We start from the raw sequence: 19,914 nt of genomic DNA, 5'->3' as shown, positions 1-19,914 counted from the left end.
ACCCATTAAAAATTCCCGCAATACACGGTGTTTTTCGATGAATAGCCATATGCATAATCAACCACTTACGATAGGGTAGAAGAGGTATAAGTTGTGATGATATAAAAAGTAAAATACAGCGTACGCGTTATTTAAAAGGAAATCAGTCGTGTTGGTCGAAAACAAACAAGGTAATAACAAGGCGAAGGGTGAGAAGCCGTTCTCATTTAGCGCTGTTCGGTGGTTAATGGTTGTCGTCGTGTCCACATTTTTCGCGACACCGGTATGGGCAGCCTTACCTACCATCAGCGAATTCACCAAAGATATGTCCACTAAAGATGGGCTTATCCCCATCTATTATGATGATGAAACTGACAAAGTGTATTTATCGATACCCAACGATGAGCAGCGGTTTTTATTTCAAAGCAGCTTGCCTTACGGTGTAGGCTCTAACGATATTGGTTTAGATAGAGGCCAGTTAGGGCGCACTCGCTTAATTACCTTCGAACGCTTTGGCAATAAGCTTATGCTGAAGCAGTTAAATACCAAGTACCGCGCAGCCCATGGTAGCGCAGCCGAAAAGCAAAGTATTAATGAGGCCTTTGCAAGTTCGGTATTAGCCGGCTTTGTCATAGTGGCAAAGAGCGATAGCGCTAATTTAATCGATTACACACCTTTTTTATTCAGCGATATTCATGGTATTGGCAATCGGTTGTCAGCTAAAAATCAAGGCAGCTTTAAAGCAGACAAAAACAGAAGCGGGGTGTATTTATCGCGCACAAAGGGTTTTGAGAAAAACACTGAGCTCGAAGCCTTAGTTACATTCGCTGGCAGCAAGCCCGGTAACTATGTATCTGATGTCACGCCAGATCCTGAGAACCTTTCTGTGCACCTTCATCATTCATTTGTTGCGTTGCCTGACGATGGTTATACACCGCGTGCTTATCATCCCTATTCAGGGTATTGGAAATTCCGCTATTTCGATTACTCAACGGCAATTAATGAGCCTACTGAGCAGCGTTTTATTACCCGTCATCGTTTAGCCAAGGTATCGCCACATGCTCCTATGAGCGAAGCGGTTGAACCTATTGTGTATTACCTAGACCCAGGTATTCCAGAGCCGGTGATGTCATCATTGAAAGAAGGCGCCAGCTGGTGGAACCAAGCCTTCGAAGCAGCAGGCTATAAAAATGCATTCCAGGTTAAAGTGTTGCCTGAAAATGCCGATCCTATGGATGTACGTTACAACGTGATTAATTGGGTGCATCGCGCTACCCGCGGGTGGTCGTATGGTTCATCGGTGGTCGACCCTCGCACCGGTGAAATTATAAAAGGCCACGTGACGTTGGGCTCACTGCGTGTTCGCCAAGATTATTTAATCGCACTAGGGCTTACCAGCCCATTTTCAGGTGACAATGCGAGTTCGCCAGAGCAAGAAGCAATGGCATTAGATCGTATTAAGCAGCTTTCGGCTCATGAAGTAGGCCACACCTTAGGTATAGCGCACAACTTTGCTGCCAGTGAAAACGAAATGGCTTCTGTGATGGATTATCCACACCCTCGAATTACCTTAAAAGACGGAAAAGTAAGTCTTGAAGGGGCTTACGATATGGGCATAGGCGCGTGGGACAAACACGCTATTGTTTATGGTTATCAAGAGTTTGGTTCAACCAGTGAAGAAACGGAAGGCTTGGCTAAGCAAATTGTTAAAACCCGAAATAAAGGGCTGGCGTTTAAGTCAGATTCAGATACAAGAAGCTCTCGTCATAGTTCAGCCAACGGGCACATGTGGGAAAATGGCGCCGATCCGCTAGATGCTTTTGATGAAATCTCTGCGATTAGACGTCATGCGCTTGATCAATTAGGAATGGATACCTTAAAGCCCAATGCTAGCTTGTCTTCATTGGAAAATGCGTTAGTGCCAATTTATTTACTGCATCGTTTTCAACTAGAAGCGGTAGCAAAACAAGTGGGCGGCTTAATATACGAATACGAGCGCAAAGGTGATTACACCACGCCACAGGGCCAGCAAGACGTAGCGCCACAAGTACAGCAACGTGCCATGCAGCAGCTTATAACGGCTACTACCGTACCTTATTTAGCTATTCCTGAAGCAGTATTGGCACTTATACCGCCCACTGCCTATGGTGACGATGTTACTCGCGAGCATTTTCAAGGAAAAATGGGGCTAATGCTAGACCCCGTATCTGCGGCTGCATCTGCCAGTGATTTCGCATTATCATTGTTGTTGCATCCAGAACGTTTAAACCGTTTGGCGTGGCAAAGTAGCCGCACAAAAGAACTCGTGGGTGTGGAAGGGCTTGTACGTCAAATATTGAACGTACATTGGTATCGTGCGAAACACAAACGCGGCGGTAAAGAGGATTTAGTTGCTACCCGCCTACAGTTAGTAGCGTTGAATGCCATCATGAAAGCTGCAACAAACCCTGCATTAGCACCAGAGGCTAAAATGGCCATGCACAGTGCTCTGCTTGAGTTCGACGAGTGGCTAGATGATGATAGCGATAGAGATGCAGATGAAGTTTTGCATAAGTATTTCGACACTTACTGGAAATCAGGTCATTGGTCTGGGGCGTTTGATGTGAAGCCTTTGCCACCAGGCTCGCCCATATAATTCTATCTTAAAGAGTGCTGAATTTTACGTGAGTATTTTTGCTAATGCTTAACACGTAAACATAAATAAAAAGCGGTTAACCTAAAGAGGTTAGCCGCTTTTTCGTCTATATTTTTGTACTTAAATTTAACGCTATTATAAATCTTGTAGAGGCTTTGGCTTTTCTTTAGGGTGTTTTTACAAACTGCTCTTGTAAGACCTGATACAAATATTCTGGCTTAACGGGTTTTACAATGTGTGCATTCATACCCACGGCGAAGCTTTTTTCTATCTCTGTTTGCATGGCGTGAGCTGTCATCGCCACAATCGGAACGTCTAATTTTAATTCTTCTCGAATCTTTTGAGCTGCCGTTAAGCCGTCCATCACAGGCATTTGCATATCCATTAAGACAAGATCGAAGACGTTCTCTTGCTCCAACATTTGCAAAGCAATTAAGCCATTTTCTGCAACACTCACTTTTGCCTTTGTATCGGCTAAAAATAGCTTAGCAACTTTACGGTTTATCGCATCATCTTCTACCAGCAGAATGTTTTTCTTAGAAAAATCGGGTGGTACATTAGCATCGCTTTCTAAGGCCGCCATTTGAGGCTTACCTCTAGTAGACATTCTTAGTAAGCAGTTCTGCAACGAGCTGCTATTAACCGGTTTTTGCAGATAATATTCTACACCCACTGGGCGGCCGAGGGTCTTAAGTGACTCGATATCATAAGCTGAAAGCATCGCTATGTTCGGCTTACCTTGGCTAAATTCTTGGTTAATAATTGAGGCTAATTCAATGCCATCAATATCCGCCATTTTCCAATCTATAATAATTAAATCGTACGGTGCGTTGCTTGCCATAGCGGTACGTAGATGCATTAGCGCTTCTTTACCACCGGTGGCCAAGTCTGGGTTTATATTGATGCGCAACAGGGCTTCTGCTATTGCTTGTCTTGAAAGCATAACATCGTCAACCACCAACACTTTTAAGTCAGATAAGGTTAAGTTTCCTAACGTAGTGGGTTGTGGCATTTGATTGTGCTGTTCAACTAACACCGTAAATAAGAAAGTTGCGCCTTGACCCAGCTTACTCTCTACCCATATTTCACCGCCCATTAGCGAGACAAGGTGCTTACAAATCGATAAGCCTAAACCTGTACCACCATATTTACGGGTAATTGATTCGTCAGCTTGCGTAAAGGCATCGAACAGTGATTCTATCTGATCTGTTGATAGGCCAATTCCCGTATCTTTTACTGAAAACTCAAGTAAAACACCGCGTTCAGAATATTTTTTATTAACCGATACGAACACCATGCCTTCGTCGGTAAATTTAATCGCATTGCTTAGCAGGTTATTCAGCACTTGCTCAATACGCAGGGCGTCACCAGAGACTTGCAAGGGAACATCTCTTGCCACGTATTGTAATAATTCAATACGTTTCTCTCTGGCATTTAACCCGTGCAACCGAATGACTTGCTCAACCAGTTTGTCGAGTTCAAATGCCTCAGATTCAATATCAAGTTTACCCGCTTCAATTTTTGAAAAATCTAGTACGTCGTTAATTACCCCTAGCAGGGTTTGAGACGACTGCTCAATTTGGGTTAGGTTGGTTTTCTGTTCTTCATTAACGACAGATTTTTGTGTCAGCTTAGTAAGCCCCACTATGGCGTTCACGGGCGTTCTAATTTCGTGGCTCATACGGGCCAAAAACTCTGACTTCGCGTCGGTGGCTTTTTGTAAATTTAACGCAAGCTCTCGCAATTCTCGCTTCTGTTTAAGCGTGATAACAAACATAAAGAATAGAAGAATAGCCACGCAGCAAATAGTAACAATGATGTACACTTGAAACGTACTATTTTGTTCAGACAGTTGCTGACTAAGTTCTAACTCAGTAATTTTTTGTATTTTTTGATCGGTTTCTAAACGGGCTCTATTAAACGCTAATTGCTCTGATTGGCGCGTATCAAAAACTTGTTGCTTCAATTCTGAATGTTGTAAAAGAAATTGGTAGGCATCGCGATATTGGCCTTGAAGTAGCGCAATATTGGCTTGCATTTTTAAGCCTTCATACTGGTATTCAGTAATATCTAAATCTTGTGCAATTGATAAGAACCTCAAAACCGTTTGTGTGGCTTCATCAATGCGTTCTAATTTGAGTAAAACCTCTGACTGCAACGTGAGGCCAGAAAGCTCACGCTGGCGGTGTTTTCCAGCGACAGCATGCTTGACAATATCTTCCGTAACCGCAAGCGCTTCTTCATAGTTACCTAATTGCAGATGCGTTTTTGCCAAATAAAAATTTAAGATAGGCGCGAACTCGTCTGGGTTAGTATTTACCCTGTCTATTAACGACTTCGCTTGCGTTACTTTTCCCTTAGCCAATAAGCCAGATATAATAAAACCGTACCCTTGTTCTTCATAATAGGTGTTGCCACGTTTAATCGATTCGGCAACCAGTTGTTCACCGGTATTTATTAAGTTATCTGCCCATTGATTCGATTTCGCGTACAAATTCCCAATGGCTTGTAGCGTGTTTTGTATGTAGGTGGTATCTAAAGACTGATGAATACTCAGGCTGTTAAGTAGTAACTCTAATGATTCTCCATATAAATCAAAGAAGTAAGTTATTATCCCTTGTCGTCTTAACGCTTCGGCAAGTTGCAATTGGTTACCAGTTTCTGTGGCTAGCTTTTTTGCTTGGGTTGCCTTTTCGTAAGCGAGTTTATAGTTACCCTCAAGAATGTACGAATGACTTTTCAGATTGAGCAAATGAGCTTCATAGGCTGGAAGGTCTTTGTCTGCTAAGTACCTCTCGGCCTGGGTAAGAAGCTTTTTTGCGAGGGTTGGGTTAACAAATACATTCTTATCGGCAGCTTGCAATACCTTATCAATATCGACAGTAGCGTCTTGAGAATACACAAAAAAGCTAGGCAGTGCTAAAAGCACTACCCACAAAAGACGCAACAATCTCATGAAATTATACCCATACTAGCCAGTATTAACCTATTTCGAGTGACTAATTTCTAGGGTGTCTGCGCCTTCAGCCTCACATCGGCTCTTTATCGCATCAACATCGTTTTTTGCACATATTTGAACGTCTGCATCTGATAGACCAAACGCTTTAGCCGTGCCTTTAGGATCGCTTATATATTGCTGTTTTAACTTTTCATCTTTATCCATAGCAATTAAAAACTTTACTAACAAATCATTCATTTCTTATTCCTTTAGTTTTTTGTGGTTAGATATTTACGGTTTTAGCCAAATAATTTTTGTTCAAAAAGGGCGGGGGTTAAATCTAGTTCTGCCATCGATTTCATATCAAAATCTGGTAACCCTTTAGAGGGGATAACCAAAGTAGTGATAGGTTTTGGTATTACTGCCGCTAAATCTTTTAGTTCAAGGTATTCAATTCTAGGGGCAGCAATGGGGATGGTAGAGGCTTCATAAACAATAATGGTGTGTTCAGGAGAAAAGTATTTTAACAATTCGTTTCTTAGCTGCGTTAAACCCGGGTGTGATGTACGGTGTTTGTTATGCGTGAAATCGGCAATACTGCCAATCTGCCAGATAATTTGCATCATATGAGGGTCTAAGGTGTATTGCCTCAGCAGAAACTGAGTAGCCTCATACGACTGGCATCCATAATGTGCGGGGTCTAGCCCTAAATCAGCCACTAAACAATCTTCGGCAGAAATCCCCGGTAGCATTTCGGCATCATAACCTTCTTCTTTTAGTTGTTTGATAGCCTCATGTGAGGGATTTACGAATACCCCAGGGTGACCATAAAACGCCGCCACCACTTTTTTTCCTGTCTTGACTTCATCAACAATGCGTTGGGTCATTTTTTGGTAGGTGAGTGCCCGAGATTTGCCTTGCTCGTAAAGGTGGCGTAAACACACCACATTCGAGTTAATCATTTGCAGATTGACAAGCGCTGACTCTGTTACAACGCTCAATACGATATCGGCTGTTTTAAGTAGGCTTTCCGTAATCAAGGTCATCTGGCCTGACACAGTAATACCTGTACCTACAACTACCAAAGATCCTTTTGATTCTATGTTCATTTCATCCATTTCCATTGAGAGTGGGCTACGTATAGCCTTAATTGAATATAATGGAAAATACATCCATTGTTAATCACTTTGTGATTATAACCGATATGGTTTTGTCGTTAAAAAACGAGTGACTTAACATTAACATTGATTCGCGCTCATTGGTGGCCCTAAATCCGTATTACATGCTGGGTTATTTCAAAACGCTTTATCGCCCGATTTAAAAATAGTATTGTACTGGTAGCGCACTGAGTTCTGCATAACTAATTGGCCAATTGGTAAGTAACGTTAGTTAATTTAGGGAATTATAATGTTTAAACATGGTGGTATGACGAAAACCAGTTCAGTTATTAGAAGCTCAGCGTTATGTTTAGTGGCACTGGGCGCATTGTCCACACAGTCTGCTTGTACATTTAGTCATGATCCTCGTGCCAAAGCCGAGAAGCCAGTTTGTGTTGCAGTTTTAACGAACAAGCTCAATTGCGAAAATGAACCGCTGGCTTATAGTGAAACCAATCCTCATAGTGATTTCGACCAGCAAATGCTTCCGGTCAATCAGCGTAAAGACATGATTGAAAGTGAGTTGGAAGATAACAGACGTAATCGTTAGTACAAATACCGCGTTGCATTCACTTTACAACGAAATGCAACGCGATAGGTTAACCTTCAATAAGCCCTTTACGGCTGATAAGGCAATGAGGATTGATGTAAAATAATACGCACTTTGCCATCTTCACACTGCTTAAATACAAAGCTTTTGTTCACAAAGATGTGACTGTCGTCTTCCCCAATAAAGTGAACATTGCACTGCACAATGGCTAGTTCACCATTTAAAATAAAATCTTCTTTGCTGTACCACACTTTAACCCAAGGTTTGAGCTTAAAACCATTGTCGTTGGGGTAGTCGCTGTTTCCACCTACAAAATAAGAAAGCGCGCCTTCTTTAGTCGGGCGGAACGTTTGCTGACCAAACGTCAAAGTAGGCTTAAACAACACATGACCATTGTCATAATCATAGCTGTCAGAGAGTACCTGAAGAGAAAACGCTTGAACGTCTCCACCTTCGGCATGAACTTTTCCAACTTTTACTACATTGTCGCACCAAGTTTGTAGCGCCGTATGCACCATCTCTTTAGTAAACATAATGTATACCTCTCCTTTAAAATATCGTTTCGTTGGTTTTAAAGCTGGTTACCAAATTTTAAAACGGTTTCGTCTTTTGCGCAAAACACCAGCAAGGGTTTCGCACGTTGTAAACATATAGACAAAACAAATAAATACGTGAATAAAACAAATACTGTTAACCAAACTGCTTTATTTTGTTATGTGATATCATCACGGTTTCAGCTTAAAGATTTAGCTACAGTTAGCAATAGTAATTGGAGATAGCTTTTATCTATCAAGGACTAAGTGAATAGAACTTTTTACTGCGTTTTAAACGCGTAAGTGTATTCGCGACTATTGTGACTTATTTCCCACCCGCAATGTCAATAAATGAACCTGTTACGTAAGATGCTTCATCTGATAACAACCATGCGATAGCATCTGCTACTTCCTGCGTATTGCCTCCGCGCCCCATTGGGATTTGTGAGCTAAGGCGATTTACGCGATCTGGCTCCCCTCCGTCGGCATGAATATCAGTGGCAATGAAGCCAGGGCGAACGCTATTGACTCTAATATTTTGGCCGGCAAGCTCTAAGGACATACCTGTGGTGAGCGAATCCATAGCACCTTTCGAAGCTGCATAGTCTACGTATTCAAACGGGGCACCTGTACGAGACGCGATCGAAGAAACATTCACAATTGCACCATCACTTTGAACTTGTTTTACAAAAGCTTTCGAGCAAAGAAAAGCGCTGAGTACATTCGTAGTTAATATTGTTTTGAAGCGCTCGGCACTAATTTCGGAAAATGCAGTTTTGGTAAAAAGCACGCCTACATTGTTCACTAGGTGCGTAACAGCGCCGAACTCAGCGTTTACCCTGTTAAACATACTTTGGACTTCTGCCTCCACTGAGACATCCGCCTTATGAGTAAGTGCAACGCCGCCGTTGTTATTAATTGAAGAACATAACGCTTCGGCATAACTTTCATTTTTAAGATAGTTAATGCAAACGTGATAACCCTGTTTAGATAGCGTAAAAGCAGTAGCGGCACCAATACCTCTGCTGGCTCCAGTTATTATTACAACTTTGGTCAAATTTGAGTCCTTGCTAGTCTTACTAGCCACTGTAGCGTATCTGAATTGGATTGAACCAACCATAGGTCGATTCAGCGAAGTACTCTTTATTGTTTACCGTCTTTTTAATAGTAAGTGCTGAATCTGACTCCCACGAAATAATGGGGGCAGCATCGTTAGGGTGCCCATCCATACGAAAGATATTACCACTTTCATTTTTCAAGGCTTCATCAGTGTCCAAAATAGAGACCTGAGTACTAAAGCCTGTGGTTGCCCCGCAATCTCTTTGGAAAATTACTGCTTTTAGTTCGCCATTAGGAGACAACGTTTCAGAATAAATATCGTTACCGCACATATCAGGAAGCCAATTGTAAAAAGCCAAGAAGGCGATCACACTGATGACAATGGCCACTTTTCCTATGGTATTCAAACTAGAATCCTTTTATAAATTGCGCTTAATTAACGTACATAAAATTCATTCACATTTCGAGCTATTAACGTTACTGCCACTTGATGGCTGTTACTCAAAGGGTTAACTATTATTTACCGTCGACACTGCGAATAAAGTGCTTATACAAGTCTTCTGAAGGCGCTAACATCTTGTAATTTAGCAGGTGGTCTAATTCTGGGTAATTAAAACGCTTACAGCGAGATAGCTGGTTTTCTGTCATACGTTGGCAAATAGAAACTGCCATAGAAGAGGATGGCCATATTTCGTCCATTCCCCCCGAATATAGCACAACATTTCCGCGAATATTCTCAACAGGGATTGTTGCACTTCCGCCATCATTTCTATTTTCTAAAGATTGAGAATATAGGTCTAACAAGCCTTCAACAGGTCCGGTTGGGTTGAATGCAACAAAGGGTAATTCCTTTTCGTTTTGACTCCAGCTGGAGCCAGGTACCGTCTGCCAATCAGCTAGAATACCTGCCCACACCACTGAACTGGGCGCAATGGCGATAACACGATCAAATACAGTGTCGCGAGATGCAATCAGCAACGCCAACTCGGCGCCTTTAGACCAACCAACCAGCGTGATATGTTTTTGTGCGGGGTGTTTTTGTTGAAGCCACGCTGTTGCTTTTTCGAAATAGGCGAGGGGAATTTTCTCTAATTCTTTGGGAAGTGTATCGGCTTTAAAATAAGCAACGGCTAATGTTGGGTGACCATTTTCGGCGATGACTTTGGCAAGCTTTGTAGGAATTCCGCCTTCTGAACCACCAAGCACAATAACCGGCTGCTTGTGTGAATTAGCGGGTTGATGATAATAGTGACCCACAATACCATCTTGCTCAACGTTAAGAACTTGAGGGGCTGCACTTAAAGTAAATACTGGTACGAACGAGAATAAAAATAGTAAAAAATGCTTCATTTTTAATTTCATATTTTGTTTTACCCTTGAGAACTCAAATGCTGAAAACACCCTAGAACCTTAAGCATTTTATAGAAGAATTAAAGGGTTATAATAAAGTAAATCAGCAGGGCCTTTTAATAAAAAGTTTTAGGAAATGTTTCTGGCAAAACCCTGATTCGTACTTTTTATATGCAACATATTTAGTGAGTGCTGGCGTTACTCTGAGCCAAATATGCCACGAAAAAGGGCGGTAAATACACCTGACATACTGTCTTCTATGGCATCGGTTTCGGGTGAATTCTTTTTAGCGTGTATTACGTTTGATTCTTCTTGCTCTCTTTTTTCTGCGCTAGAAGATGCCCCGTCAAGAAAATCACTCACCGTTTTTTTAGAAGTGGATGCGCACCCTGACGAAATGGCTGACGCTATCAAAACGACGATTAATTTAGTTTTCATTTAATTCCCTTATCTTGTAAGTATAAAGCGGTAAAAGAGGAGCGCGATAATACGAATCAGCGCCCGTATTTGCAATTTACTTCAATTCCTAAATTAAGGCCTACCTTGAAAAGAGGCCGTTATCGCAGATAAACCTATTGTCATGCAACCACGCCAAAGATTCGACCTACAACTGCTGTTAATACCATCGCAAGCGCCCCCCAGAAAGTCACTCTGATTGCACCTACTGTAATAGATGCTCCGCCAACACGTGCGGCAGTAGCGCCCAGTGCGGCAAGGAATAGTAAAGATAAAGCTGCGACAGCAGGTATAAGTTGCTCACCATGTACTAACCAGGCAACTGCTAAAGGAAGTGCAGCACCTAAAGTGAAAGCAGCCGCCGAAGAGAATGCCGCTTGAATGGGCTGAGCATTAACGCTTTGTGAAATTCCGATATCATCTCTGGCATGAGCGCCAAGAGCATCGTAAGACATCAGTTCCTCAGCAACTTGTTCAGCTAGAGTTGGTTTAAGGCCTCTTCTTTCATATATCTTTGCGAGTTCTTCTTTTTCAGACTCGAAATTCTGTTCCAGCGATTTTTTTTCAATGGCGAGGTCGGCGTTTTCAGTATCTAACTGAGAACTAACCGAAACATATTCACCAGCAGCCATAGACATAGCCCCAGCCACTAAACCTGCAGCTCCAGCGAGAAGAATACCATCGTGGGAAGTGCTAGCAGCTGCAACGCCAATAATAAGGCTTGCAGTAGATACAATTCCGTCATTTGCACCAAGTACTGCTGCACGTAACCAACCTACGCGTTGTGAGCGATGTATTTCACTATGAACCATATATTTTTCGATGAATCATTTTGCAGATAACGATTAAACAGCAGGCTAAGACATGCAGAGCATAATCGTGAAACCACATGTGTATTTGTTTTAAAGACCGAAGGAAGTGATTTTAGCGTGTTATTAAATGTCATCCAGAACGGCCCGCCATAATTGAACGCCATCATAAAAGTTATATAAGTTGATATCACAAATATACATGGCTATAAAACCAACCACCATTATTGTTTTGGTCCGGCCACCTTTATATTAGGGGCTGGTTGACCATCGTTCTATAAAATTCATGAGCTCTGAAAATACCAATTTAGCTTTTTGTGGTGCGGAATCTGAAAAACTATGAGTAGCTCCATCAATTTACTTTGAAGCATGACCATACACTATCAAGTGGTTAATGATTGCATGAGATTCGGAGTTTCCCATAAGCTCATTGGTTAGTTCGTTTCCACCCCAGTCTTCGGTCATGAAATGGTCATGAGCTTGTCCAGACTTTTCTGCTTCTTTAGCAATTGCCACTAACCTATTTGCAAGCCAGCGTAACTGTTCTGGAGAACCGTGGATATATATCTGTTCAGCATCCTTATCTTTCTCAACTGATAGCATGAGATTCCTATTGGCTTAAACTACTTACCATAAAAAAATGACCACAATTTTGATCTAGCTTGGTGATATTGATGCCAGCTTTTGGGTTTTACTTTACAAAGAACAACACCAACAATAAGTAAAATAATGGGAGCGAGCAAATACGTGCCTTTAGCTTCCCGATCATTTCTTTCCATACCATTAACGATGACCGTAGCTTCTGGGTCAAAAATCAATTCCACTGCCGCATAGCCGAAAATTAGGCTGCCACCGATAAATAGTAAACCCACTAGTCGAGTCAAAAATATAAACACTCTTAAAGGAAATTGCATTCGAATTTTTCCGTTCACATAAGGTCCGCATAGCGAGCAAAAATACGTAGGCGACAATACTAAGCAAAGCACAGGAGCCTTGTGTATTTGTCCCAGACAGCCTGCGAGCGCGTTAATGCGATTTTTAGGAAACGCTTAGTTGCGCTTCTAAATTGTTTACCAGGGAACTTAAGGGTAAGTCAAAACCAGTTAAGCCTTTACCACTTAAATTTAAATTCACCAGTCTGCCTTTCTCGTGAAGAATAGGAATCATATGTTCTTTAAAGTCACTCCAAACCATTCCCCTTGGTTTAATTTCACTCAGCAATTCTGGAGCTAACTTCTTAAGCCTTAAAATTCTAGATTTTGAAGACCATACCGGGAAAGAGACTTTATTGTCTGATACTTCAAACTCAAGTGTTGTGCCATCTGGAAACTCTCCAAACCACAATACCTGTTTTTCAATAACCTCTTTATAAAACTTATCTATTTGAGAACCGGAACTCAACTTTCCTAGTCTCCTAACTTAACACTAAGGGGCACTGGCTGTAGTGCATAATAGCGAAGCCGCCAGCGTGTATGCGTACTTTAATTATGTTCTGATTATTCCTGTCTGCGGAAGGGGGCTCTGAGAAAAGGGTTTTTACCGAATTTACCCGCATACCAAAAGGCCCATGAGAGCATTGATATTAAAATAGCTTTAGAACAACCTACTAATACAGTAAAGATATTAGGTAAAGCAACTAAGCTAGAGACAAATAGTGCGATTGCGAAAAAGCCACAGCTAACAGCTCCGAGCATTGCACATGCTTTGATAAATGGATGAAAATCTTTGCTTTTTTTATTCATTAAAATTCCTTTTTTAATACCTTAGATGCACCTAACAATAAGCTAACGGGCGCAGGCACTTAGGACATAATGGCTAGTCCGCCCTGCGTGTCTGCGTCCCAGCGAACGTGCTAAAATATTTCGTTAGGAGGCGTTGCTTGATATCTCCATGTTTTTGTATCCGATCTTGGTTGCAACAAGTATAACGATAATAGTAATTAAAGCGTCATAGATTGATATAGAGGAAATATAATCTTTTCCAACAAGCAACGTAATTACAGTAGTTGATACTAACACGTTGAAAAAATAAACGACGAAGGCGTGAAGATACGGATTTTTAATTACACCTGTAGCAAACCACCAGAAAACCACGAATGTTAACGCGCAACCTGCAATATATGATGTAGTAAGAAATGTTATATCAGTAATAGCGATATTGGAACGACCAAATATTAAAACCAAAATTGCGACACTGAATGCGGGCAAAATAATAGATAAAGGGATAAATACAAACATCCTTTTATACTGCAACATTCCCTTGTCTCCCAGTGAGCCTTGGCACACGACTTTATTTTTTGTTATGTTTGCCTGCTGAGTTTTAAAAAAGCTAACTAAATATAACCGCCGATTTGCAACTCTACACAAAAAGCAAAAACAGCAGCAATAGCAAAATAGGGAAGAAGATAAGACCTTTTACGATTTCACTGTTTCTGCGCTTTTTCCAAAAACGTTTTTGTGCATCTTTTTCCTTCACGGACAGCCAATGTTTGCAATGAGGGCACTGATTGCCGAGGTACATTAAGAGCTTGCACTGTGGGCATTTAGCCGACGGAGCTACAGAGCCGTTACCCCAAATTGTTGGCTTTTTAAAACTCATAACTCACCGAAGAATATAACGCCGCGTTAAGTAGTGAGCGACGCCTACGTCTAACCTAAACCATTACACCGTAAACACAAAACTCAATTTGAACCAAGAATGCCATGCGTTGCGAATCTGCCTTAAACGCTTTGCTATGCGTTCATTCTATGTGCAGGGCTGATTCTGGACATGATAACCATATCTATATACCGTCCACTTTTGAAGGTACTCAAACGCTTAATGCCCTCAGTTTCAAAGCCTACCTTTTCATACAGAGCTTTGGCTGAAAGATTATCAGCATGAACCTCTAATTCAACACGAACTAAATTAAGCCAATTATCAGATTGATTGATTGCTTCATGCATCAAGGCTTTTCCGACACCTTGTCCGTGGCTTTCAGGGTGAACAGCGATGGCAATAGAAGCAGTATGCTTATCCCGAACTTTATCCGTTAGGAATAGCGTCACGTGTCCAACCACCTTACCATCAACTTCTGCGACTAACGTGTATTGATTTGATGCTGAAAAGAGATTTGAAACTTGCGAAGAGCTCAAAAAAGGAAGTTGTGATGTATTTGCCATTACTTCCGTAAAGCTATAAATATTATGAAGATCTTTATGATCAAATTCTTCTAAGTGTCTAATTTTCAAGTTACATCCTTACTGTAATATCTGCCGAACGCATAAACACCCCAAGAAGGGGCAATTGCACGTGGGTTATAATACGGAACGAAGTGACGGGAGCCCACGTGTTATTATCCCGCTTACTTGATACTAAGCCTATTGCTAAAGTTGATACGACCCATTAATGCATAGAATGCCAAGAGTTAACAACGTTGCCGGTGCTAAAATTACATAGAACCAGTGTTTTATTAACACCTTATTACCCACGATTGATAGCTGTAATTTGTCATTTACATCAAAGAGCATTGTAAGAATGCTGGTATCGCAAACATAACTAGTTGGTCCAGAAGCCGGATGCTCGAAGCTGAGCTTCAAAACCTTCGCTCTACTTGAGCGTGTTTCGGTACTAGCGTTACGGAAGATTTTGTCTACAACAACCGCATTTACTGTTTTCGCCCGATATATAAATAGAATCCTATGTAACAGCAAAATAGCTGAACCAACTAATAAGGATATTCCGATAGTTAAGCAATAAATTTTCATAATCTAATCATGAACATAATGTGTTTGTTATACCTACTATATCAATTCGCCTAACCATGGGAACGCGCACCAACCAAGCCAGCAAAAAAACAATATCCTAAATACCAAAGAGTTGTTCAAACTAGGTTTTCGGTTATTAGCAATATAGGCTGCAATAAGTGAAACGATGTAAATGCCGTTAAATAAATACATAAACAGGGTGTGCTTTAAACCCTGATATTGAATACCGTAATCGTAAGAAACAAACAAAAATATTAGTGATAACAAAACCAGTAAAACGCTAATACCAGTAAATAAACGACTGATTTTGAAATTTTCATGTGCTGTTGAGCGTGTACTGAGCAAGAAAAGAAGCGCGTTGGGCAAAGAGGCTAATAACAACATTAATGGACCTGGTAAGGCTAGAGCATAAAGCATGAATACCGGAATAACTACGGTAAATGAATAAGGAGAGTAAATTTTGGGATATCCAGCAGTCATAGTAAGTGCACCAGTGGAAAGAACCAAAAGAAAAATCCCAGATAGATTTTTATTTTAATACTCATGCGATCCTAAGTGGGTATAAGGTCCGTTCTTGATGCGTTTGTTATATTTCTATTTCACCACTTTCGGCGGTAAATAAATAGTAAATTCATTAATCGGTTCAATCAGCACACTATGAGGGGTTTGTTGTTCCTCTTGAGTAACCAAACCTAAACGAGATAGTAAACCAAAGCTAGCAGACTTTAGGTTTGCAGAAGATACTTCTAATTGCTTATGCCACACCCTATACGTACCTAATTTACCATCACGACGATGATAAAAACCAGCTAGAGGATGTGTTATGTATACCAAACCTGTTTCTGTATCAGGGAATCCTGACAATTCAATTTTGGAGTCTTTGGTTTGTGTTAATTCAACATTAGCTGGAGCCCAAGTGGCTTCTGTCGTCATTTTGTATTTACGGTATATTTGTTGAGATTCATCATATTCACATTCAAATTTAACTTCGCCACTATACCAAGGTAAGTTCCAACAAAGTCTTGGTACTGCAAGAGTCCATGAATCTAAAGTCGTACCAAGAAACCAAACGCATCGCTCATTTGTTTCTTGATCGATAATATAGATTCGGTAGTTTGTTTGTCCCATTTTGAACTTAGGAAATGGTATAACAGCAGATGTAAAATCTACATCGATAAAAGGAACTACGGAAATTAAAGCTTTTTCTTCACCATTAATTAGTAAAGTATCTAGTTTAAAACGTTCGGGAAAAAGCCCATCAAACCTTGAAGGATCGACTGCATATGTGATGATCGCAAAATGTTGTAATTTACAGAGAACGTCAATCCCTTTGGGAGAAGGTCTTGGGTGAAGAAAGTCGTTTAATTTTAATGAATCCAACGCCGAGCCATCCTAGAAATTGGTCTTACCCACTAAAAGCGGACAAAAATTGTGGACTAAAATGTTGAGGAACGAAACATAGCCCGCTGTTTTGGTTCTGACTTAATGCGCTTGTTATACGTTTTTATACAAATCATGTAAGTATTCTTTTTCTGGGTCATTTAGCAAAGTATTACCGTGAGTTAACTTCAAGTTATTAGTGCTACCTGATTCAGAAATAGATCGTACGCCATCTAATACACACAAAAAACCAAAGGCAGATTCATTTACAGCGTCAGATATAATACTTTTTACCATATCCTTATCAGAGTCACTTAATGAATTAAACCAAGCCGATTGTTTAACCAAGTTTTCATCAGCTTTTCTACCTGGAGGTGATTTCAAATTATTTATTGTATCTTCAATAGCAGATGTCGATACAACATCTTCGATTACGGTAATAAATTCAGAGTTATTCACGAAGCCTCCTGTAACGTATAACTTTCCAATAACGGGCGCGGACATGTGGGGCATAATGGCGAAGCCGCCCCGCGTGTATGCGTCCCAGGAGACGTAGTGAGTGACTTAATTTGGTTGTTAGGTGCGCTACTAAACTGTTTCATATAGTTTTTGCTCCACTTGATGGTAAGCATTAATTTGAGATACTACGCTGCTTACCTCATCAAATGAGAATTTTGAACCGAAGTACAATATATATTTCTGATTTTCATCATCCATAACCCTGAACTCACAATCAACATCAAATTTTTCAATTAGCACATCATCTATGTAATCAATATGTTCGTAATCTAAAAGCTTAATTGCAGCGCCATACTGAGTATCTTGAAACACTGTTATTTCTGAAAGTAGATACTGAAATTGATTTAACACTCTAGCTACCTAACGGCCCGCATAACGGGCAAAAATACGTAGGCTATAATACCGAGCGAAGCGAGTGTTAATGCGTTTGTTATACGCAATTTGCTACATTTGTAGCGCATTGCTACAATATGGTGGTGAACTATTAGGAGATATGTTATGGCAACAGCAAGCGTAAGACTAGACCAAAATTTAGTTGAGAAAGCGGCTATTATGGGCAAAGCACTAAACCGAACTATGCCAAAACAAATTGAGCATTGGGCAAAGATAGGCGAAATGATGGAAGATAATCCCGAATTACCATATGAATTCGTGAAACAGGCAATTATTTCCAAAGCTGAAAAAGAGGTAGGAAAATTGGAGCCTTACGATTTTGGCTAAGATTACCAGTGTTTTACAGACAGCTAATTTTAAGAGAGCAGTAAAGAAGTTACATCAGAATCAGAAAAAAGACTTGGATAAAGCTGTAAAGGAGTTGATGGATGCTCCTCTTTTAGGAGAGCAGAAAAAAGGCGACCTAGCTTTTCTTCGCGTATACAAGTTCAAGATGGTTAAGCAGTTAACTTTACTCGGTTACAGCTACGAGGATGGCACAGTAATACTTGAATTGATAGCACTTGGCTCTCATGAGAACTTTTACCGCGATGTTAAAAAGTTATTCTGACCAATTGGGTATAACGCCTGCGTAACTGGCAGGGTAACGTAGGTGAGTGTTGCGCAATAATGGCCAAAGGCCATGCGCAAAAGCGAGCCGGAGTTACCCTGTCCATGTTGACGCACTTGTTAGGCCAGCCTTTCAGTTTCGTAGTAATTATTTTTGCCCTCATCAACAAATGTAGAAATAATTTTTAATCGTGAATTAGCAAGTAACTCTTGATATTTCTCTTGCCCTAGAGAAGTGCAAGTAATGCCTGTGTTTAAATCACGCCAATTCCCAATTTCCGTTGGAGCTGTAAACAAAAATTTACCGCCTGGCTCCAACACCTCAGAAACTTTACTCAAAAGTTGACCTTGTTCGTTTTCTGTTAATAAAAATATAAGCCCAATAGCTATAACGGCATTATATGTTTTGTTAAAGAAGTCACTATCTTGAAATCGCTCACATTTAACTTGGACGTCTGGAAAGTTTTTTGCAAATTCATTAGTCAACGTTTTTGAACTATCGATTGCCCACAATTTTAAACCTGATTCTACAAGTTCTTTAGAGACCGGGAACCCGCTACCACATGCAACCTCTAAAACCTCAGCCCCTGATTCAAGACTATCTGCCCATTGCCTTACAACCTTGTAACCGCAATTGGAGCGTGCTTGCATAAAATCTTTGGCATTTTTTTCATATGCAATTGCTGAATCCATTCTCTTCCTCTGATTTTTATTGGGCCTAACGCCCGCATTTGCGGCTGGTTTGGAGCACAGCGGAAAACCAGTCCGACAACATGCGCTTGTTACCTGCCTGCTAGTTTAAACCACAAGAACCTGAAAACCCCCATGGTTTTCAGACCTTCCACTTGCGTCCTAAGCTTTGACACTAACTTATCTTTTTCGATTAATTCTGAATTAACACGTTTGAGCCTGCTTTTGCTATCCAAAACGTTCTCCCTCTCTTTTTCAAGGAGCGCTTTCGAATGATCTAATTGCTCTCTCAACTTCTTAATATTTTTAATCAATTCAAAATTTTCATTTTCTAAGTAATCTATCGACTTTGGATCAGACAAGACTTTACTCCATAAATATTCTGAAAGACGACCTTTGAGAAAATTAATATACTCTCGCTCTAGTTTTGGCGTGCTGTACTCTTCAGGTGTTTTGTACGCAAACTTTTTATTTACGCTAACTTCAATAACTGGAATTCGAAGCGCTTTTAGATCCTTTAGTTTTTGGCCAATAACAGGATTCGTGTTATGAACCTCTATAGCAAGCTCTCCATTCCACTTAAGTTGGTATTTTGATTGTGAGGTGAATTTTACGAACACATCTAGGTCATAGTACCTATCGTCAATATGTACGCGTCTCTCAGTCTGAGAATTAATAAACTGAACAGTCACATCTTCGTTCAAATTGCTTAGTTTCAGAGTGGTATGACTTAATTCGCTTATAGCAATTTTGTAAAGGTAGTGAACAAGAGATTCTCCTCCACCAAGTCTTTCTATTTCAGCTTCCTGACCTCGATTATAAGCAAAGGAAAAAGTCCCTTTAGAGCTTTCACGAATATGCATCCGGAGACGCACACTTGCAGGAGAATGAGTGCTGTAATATGTTCGCCTTCTCCATTGGCCTGGCTCTTCTTTCTCCTTAGATAAAGCAGCATACAAACCAATTTTTCGCCATTCTTCGCCTTCTTTATAGAACGCCCACTTTTTCATTTAGAGCCTAATTCTCCGTGGCAGGTAACTTTTAAATAAGGGGCGCAGGCGCGTAGGGCATAATGGCGAAGCCGCCCTGCGTGTTTGCGTCCCAGCCCGCG

Annotated in this window: 24 protein-coding genes; 4 read left to right on the top strand and 20 right to left on the bottom strand. The window is 40.7% G+C overall.

Annotated elements, in window-relative coordinates; all coding sequences use genetic code 11:
* The first annotated feature begins 226 nt into the window (after nucleotides 1-226).
* Nucleotides 227-2,614 carry a zinc-dependent metalloprotease gene (locus AVL57_RS11360; RefSeq protein ID WP_057796084.1) on the top strand — a complete coding sequence of 796 codons (2,388 nt, stop codon included), beginning with the start codon at nucleotides 227-229 and terminating at the stop codon, nucleotides 2,612-2,614.
* Nucleotides 2,615-2,780: 166 nt separating this feature from the next.
* Here AVL57_RS11360 and AVL57_RS11355 read toward each other — a convergent pair whose 3' ends face one another.
* From AVL57_RS11355 to AVL57_RS11345, 3 genes are read right to left on the bottom strand one after another with little or no spacing between them, the layout of a single operon-like run.
* Nucleotides 2,781-5,570, bottom strand: a complete 2,790-nt coding sequence (locus AVL57_RS11355) for a tetratricopeptide repeat-containing hybrid sensor histidine kinase/response regulator (RefSeq protein ID WP_057791289.1) — start codon at nucleotides 5,568-5,570, stop codon at nucleotides 2,781-2,783.
* 30 nt (nucleotides 5,571-5,600) lie between these two features.
* Nucleotides 5,601-5,810, bottom strand: coding sequence for a hypothetical protein (locus AVL57_RS11350; protein ID WP_057791291.1), 210 nt, complete (start codon nucleotides 5,808-5,810; stop codon nucleotides 5,601-5,603).
* A gap of 41 nt (nucleotides 5,811-5,851) precedes the next feature.
* Entirely contained in the window at nucleotides 5,852-6,661 is an 810-nt protein-coding gene (locus AVL57_RS11345) for an SAM-dependent methyltransferase (RefSeq protein ID WP_057796086.1), read from the bottom strand.
* A 298-nt stretch (nucleotides 6,662-6,959) separates the two neighbouring features.
* Here AVL57_RS11345 and AVL57_RS11340 point away from each other — a divergent pair, with 298 nt between their 5' ends.
* Complete coding sequence (locus AVL57_RS11340; RefSeq protein ID WP_057791293.1) at nucleotides 6,960-7,259, top strand: hypothetical protein; 300 nt, start codon at nucleotides 6,960-6,962, stop codon at nucleotides 7,257-7,259.
* A gap of 68 nt (nucleotides 7,260-7,327) precedes the next feature.
* Here AVL57_RS11340 and AVL57_RS11335 read toward each other — a convergent pair whose 3' ends face one another.
* The 15 genes from AVL57_RS11335 to AVL57_RS11250 all read right to left on the bottom strand — a co-directional run bounded on the left by AVL57_RS11335 (nucleotide 7,328) and on the right by AVL57_RS11250 (nucleotide 17,423).
* The gene (locus tag AVL57_RS11335; protein ID WP_057791295.1) at nucleotides 7,328-7,792 is read right to left on the bottom strand and encodes a metal-independent carbonic anhydrase family protein; all 465 of its coding nucleotides are present in this window, start codon (nucleotides 7,790-7,792) and stop codon (nucleotides 7,328-7,330) included.
* A gap of 325 nt (nucleotides 7,793-8,117) precedes the next feature.
* The gene (locus AVL57_RS11330) at nucleotides 8,118-8,849 is read right to left on the bottom strand and encodes an SDR family oxidoreductase (RefSeq protein WP_057791297.1); all 732 of its coding nucleotides are present in this window, start codon (nucleotides 8,847-8,849) and stop codon (nucleotides 8,118-8,120) included.
* 22 nt (nucleotides 8,850-8,871) lie between these two features.
* The gene (locus AVL57_RS11325; RefSeq protein ID WP_062087368.1) at nucleotides 8,872-9,258 is read right to left on the bottom strand and encodes a DUF5412 family protein; all 387 of its coding nucleotides are present in this window, start codon (nucleotides 9,256-9,258) and stop codon (nucleotides 8,872-8,874) included.
* A 109-nt stretch (nucleotides 9,259-9,367) separates the two neighbouring features.
* Nucleotides 9,368-10,201, bottom strand: a complete 834-nt coding sequence (locus tag AVL57_RS11320; RefSeq protein WP_082605039.1) for an acyl-CoA thioester hydrolase/BAAT C-terminal domain-containing protein — start codon at nucleotides 10,199-10,201, stop codon at nucleotides 9,368-9,370.
* 198 nt (nucleotides 10,202-10,399) lie between these two features.
* On the bottom strand, nucleotides 10,400-10,639 hold the full coding sequence (locus AVL57_RS11315) for a hypothetical protein (protein WP_057791303.1): 240 nt from the start codon (nucleotides 10,637-10,639) through the stop codon (nucleotides 10,400-10,402).
* Between the two features lie 140 nt (nucleotides 10,640-10,779).
* Nucleotides 10,780-11,469, bottom strand: coding sequence for a VIT1/CCC1 transporter family protein (locus tag AVL57_RS11310; RefSeq protein ID WP_057791305.1), 690 nt, complete (start codon nucleotides 11,467-11,469; stop codon nucleotides 10,780-10,782).
* Between the two features lie 354 nt (nucleotides 11,470-11,823).
* Nucleotides 11,824-12,069, bottom strand: coding sequence for an Imm32 family immunity protein (locus AVL57_RS11305; protein WP_057791307.1), 246 nt, complete (start codon nucleotides 12,067-12,069; stop codon nucleotides 11,824-11,826).
* Between the two features lie 20 nt (nucleotides 12,070-12,089).
* Complete coding sequence (locus tag AVL57_RS11300) at nucleotides 12,090-12,380, bottom strand: hypothetical protein (RefSeq protein ID WP_057791309.1); 291 nt, start codon at nucleotides 12,378-12,380, stop codon at nucleotides 12,090-12,092.
* Between the two features lie 124 nt (nucleotides 12,381-12,504).
* Nucleotides 12,505-12,867, bottom strand: a complete 363-nt coding sequence (locus AVL57_RS11295) for a DUF2750 domain-containing protein (RefSeq protein WP_057791312.1) — start codon at nucleotides 12,865-12,867, stop codon at nucleotides 12,505-12,507.
* 95 nt (nucleotides 12,868-12,962) lie between these two features.
* Entirely contained in the window at nucleotides 12,963-13,208 is a 246-nt protein-coding gene (locus AVL57_RS11290; RefSeq protein WP_057791314.1) for a hypothetical protein, read from the bottom strand.
* Nucleotides 13,209-14,198: 990 nt separating this feature from the next.
* Nucleotides 14,199-14,696 (bottom strand): GNAT family N-acetyltransferase, encoded by a 498-nt coding sequence (locus AVL57_RS11275; protein ID WP_057791320.1) that lies wholly within the window; start codon nucleotides 14,694-14,696, stop codon nucleotides 14,199-14,201.
* Between the two features lie 552 nt (nucleotides 14,697-15,248).
* Entirely contained in the window at nucleotides 15,249-15,692 is a 444-nt protein-coding gene (locus AVL57_RS11265) for a hypothetical protein (protein ID WP_057791325.1), read from the bottom strand.
* A 114-nt stretch (nucleotides 15,693-15,806) separates the two neighbouring features.
* Nucleotides 15,807-16,592 carry a DUF2071 domain-containing protein gene (locus AVL57_RS11260; protein WP_057791327.1) on the bottom strand — a complete coding sequence of 262 codons (786 nt, stop codon included), beginning with the start codon at nucleotides 16,590-16,592 and terminating at the stop codon, nucleotides 15,807-15,809.
* Nucleotides 16,593-16,706: 114 nt separating this feature from the next.
* Nucleotides 16,707-17,051: a hypothetical protein gene (locus AVL57_RS11255; protein ID WP_057791329.1), complete on the bottom strand. Its 345-nt coding sequence runs from the start codon at nucleotides 17,049-17,051 to the stop codon at nucleotides 16,707-16,709.
* Between the two features lie 129 nt (nucleotides 17,052-17,180).
* Nucleotides 17,181-17,423, bottom strand: coding sequence for a hypothetical protein (locus tag AVL57_RS11250; protein ID WP_145974493.1), 243 nt, complete (start codon nucleotides 17,421-17,423; stop codon nucleotides 17,181-17,183).
* A 186-nt stretch (nucleotides 17,424-17,609) separates the two neighbouring features.
* Between AVL57_RS11250 and AVL57_RS11245 the strand changes: the two genes are divergently transcribed.
* Nucleotides 17,610-17,831 (top strand): TA system antitoxin ParD family protein, encoded by a 222-nt coding sequence (locus tag AVL57_RS11245; protein ID WP_057791333.1) that lies wholly within the window; start codon nucleotides 17,610-17,612, stop codon nucleotides 17,829-17,831.
* Nucleotides 17,824-18,114 (top strand): type II toxin-antitoxin system RelE/ParE family toxin, encoded by a 291-nt coding sequence (locus tag AVL57_RS11240; RefSeq protein ID WP_057791335.1) that lies wholly within the window; start codon nucleotides 17,824-17,826, stop codon nucleotides 18,112-18,114. The genes AVL57_RS11245 and AVL57_RS11240 overlap by 8 nt, the downstream gene beginning before the upstream one ends.
* 119 nt (nucleotides 18,115-18,233) lie before the next feature.
* Here the strand turns inward: AVL57_RS11240 and AVL57_RS11235 are convergent, their stop codons facing one another.
* Both AVL57_RS11235 and AVL57_RS11230 read right to left on the bottom strand, forming a co-directional pair.
* On the bottom strand, nucleotides 18,234-18,806 hold the full coding sequence (locus AVL57_RS11235) for a class I SAM-dependent methyltransferase (RefSeq protein WP_057791337.1): 573 nt from the start codon (nucleotides 18,804-18,806) through the stop codon (nucleotides 18,234-18,236).
* A gap of 89 nt (nucleotides 18,807-18,895) precedes the next feature.
* The gene (locus AVL57_RS11230; RefSeq protein WP_057791339.1) at nucleotides 18,896-19,813 is read right to left on the bottom strand and encodes a hypothetical protein; all 918 of its coding nucleotides are present in this window, start codon (nucleotides 19,811-19,813) and stop codon (nucleotides 18,896-18,898) included.
* Between the last annotated feature and the right edge of the window lie 101 nt (nucleotides 19,814-19,914).

Origin of the sequence: Alteromonas stellipolaris, from assembly GCF_001562115.1 — a bacterium.
GTDB lineage: Bacteria > Pseudomonadota > Gammaproteobacteria > Enterobacterales > Alteromonadaceae > Alteromonas > Alteromonas stellipolaris.
Note: the sequence above shows the minus strand (reverse complement) of the source record. Positions and strands in the feature narration are given on the sequence as shown.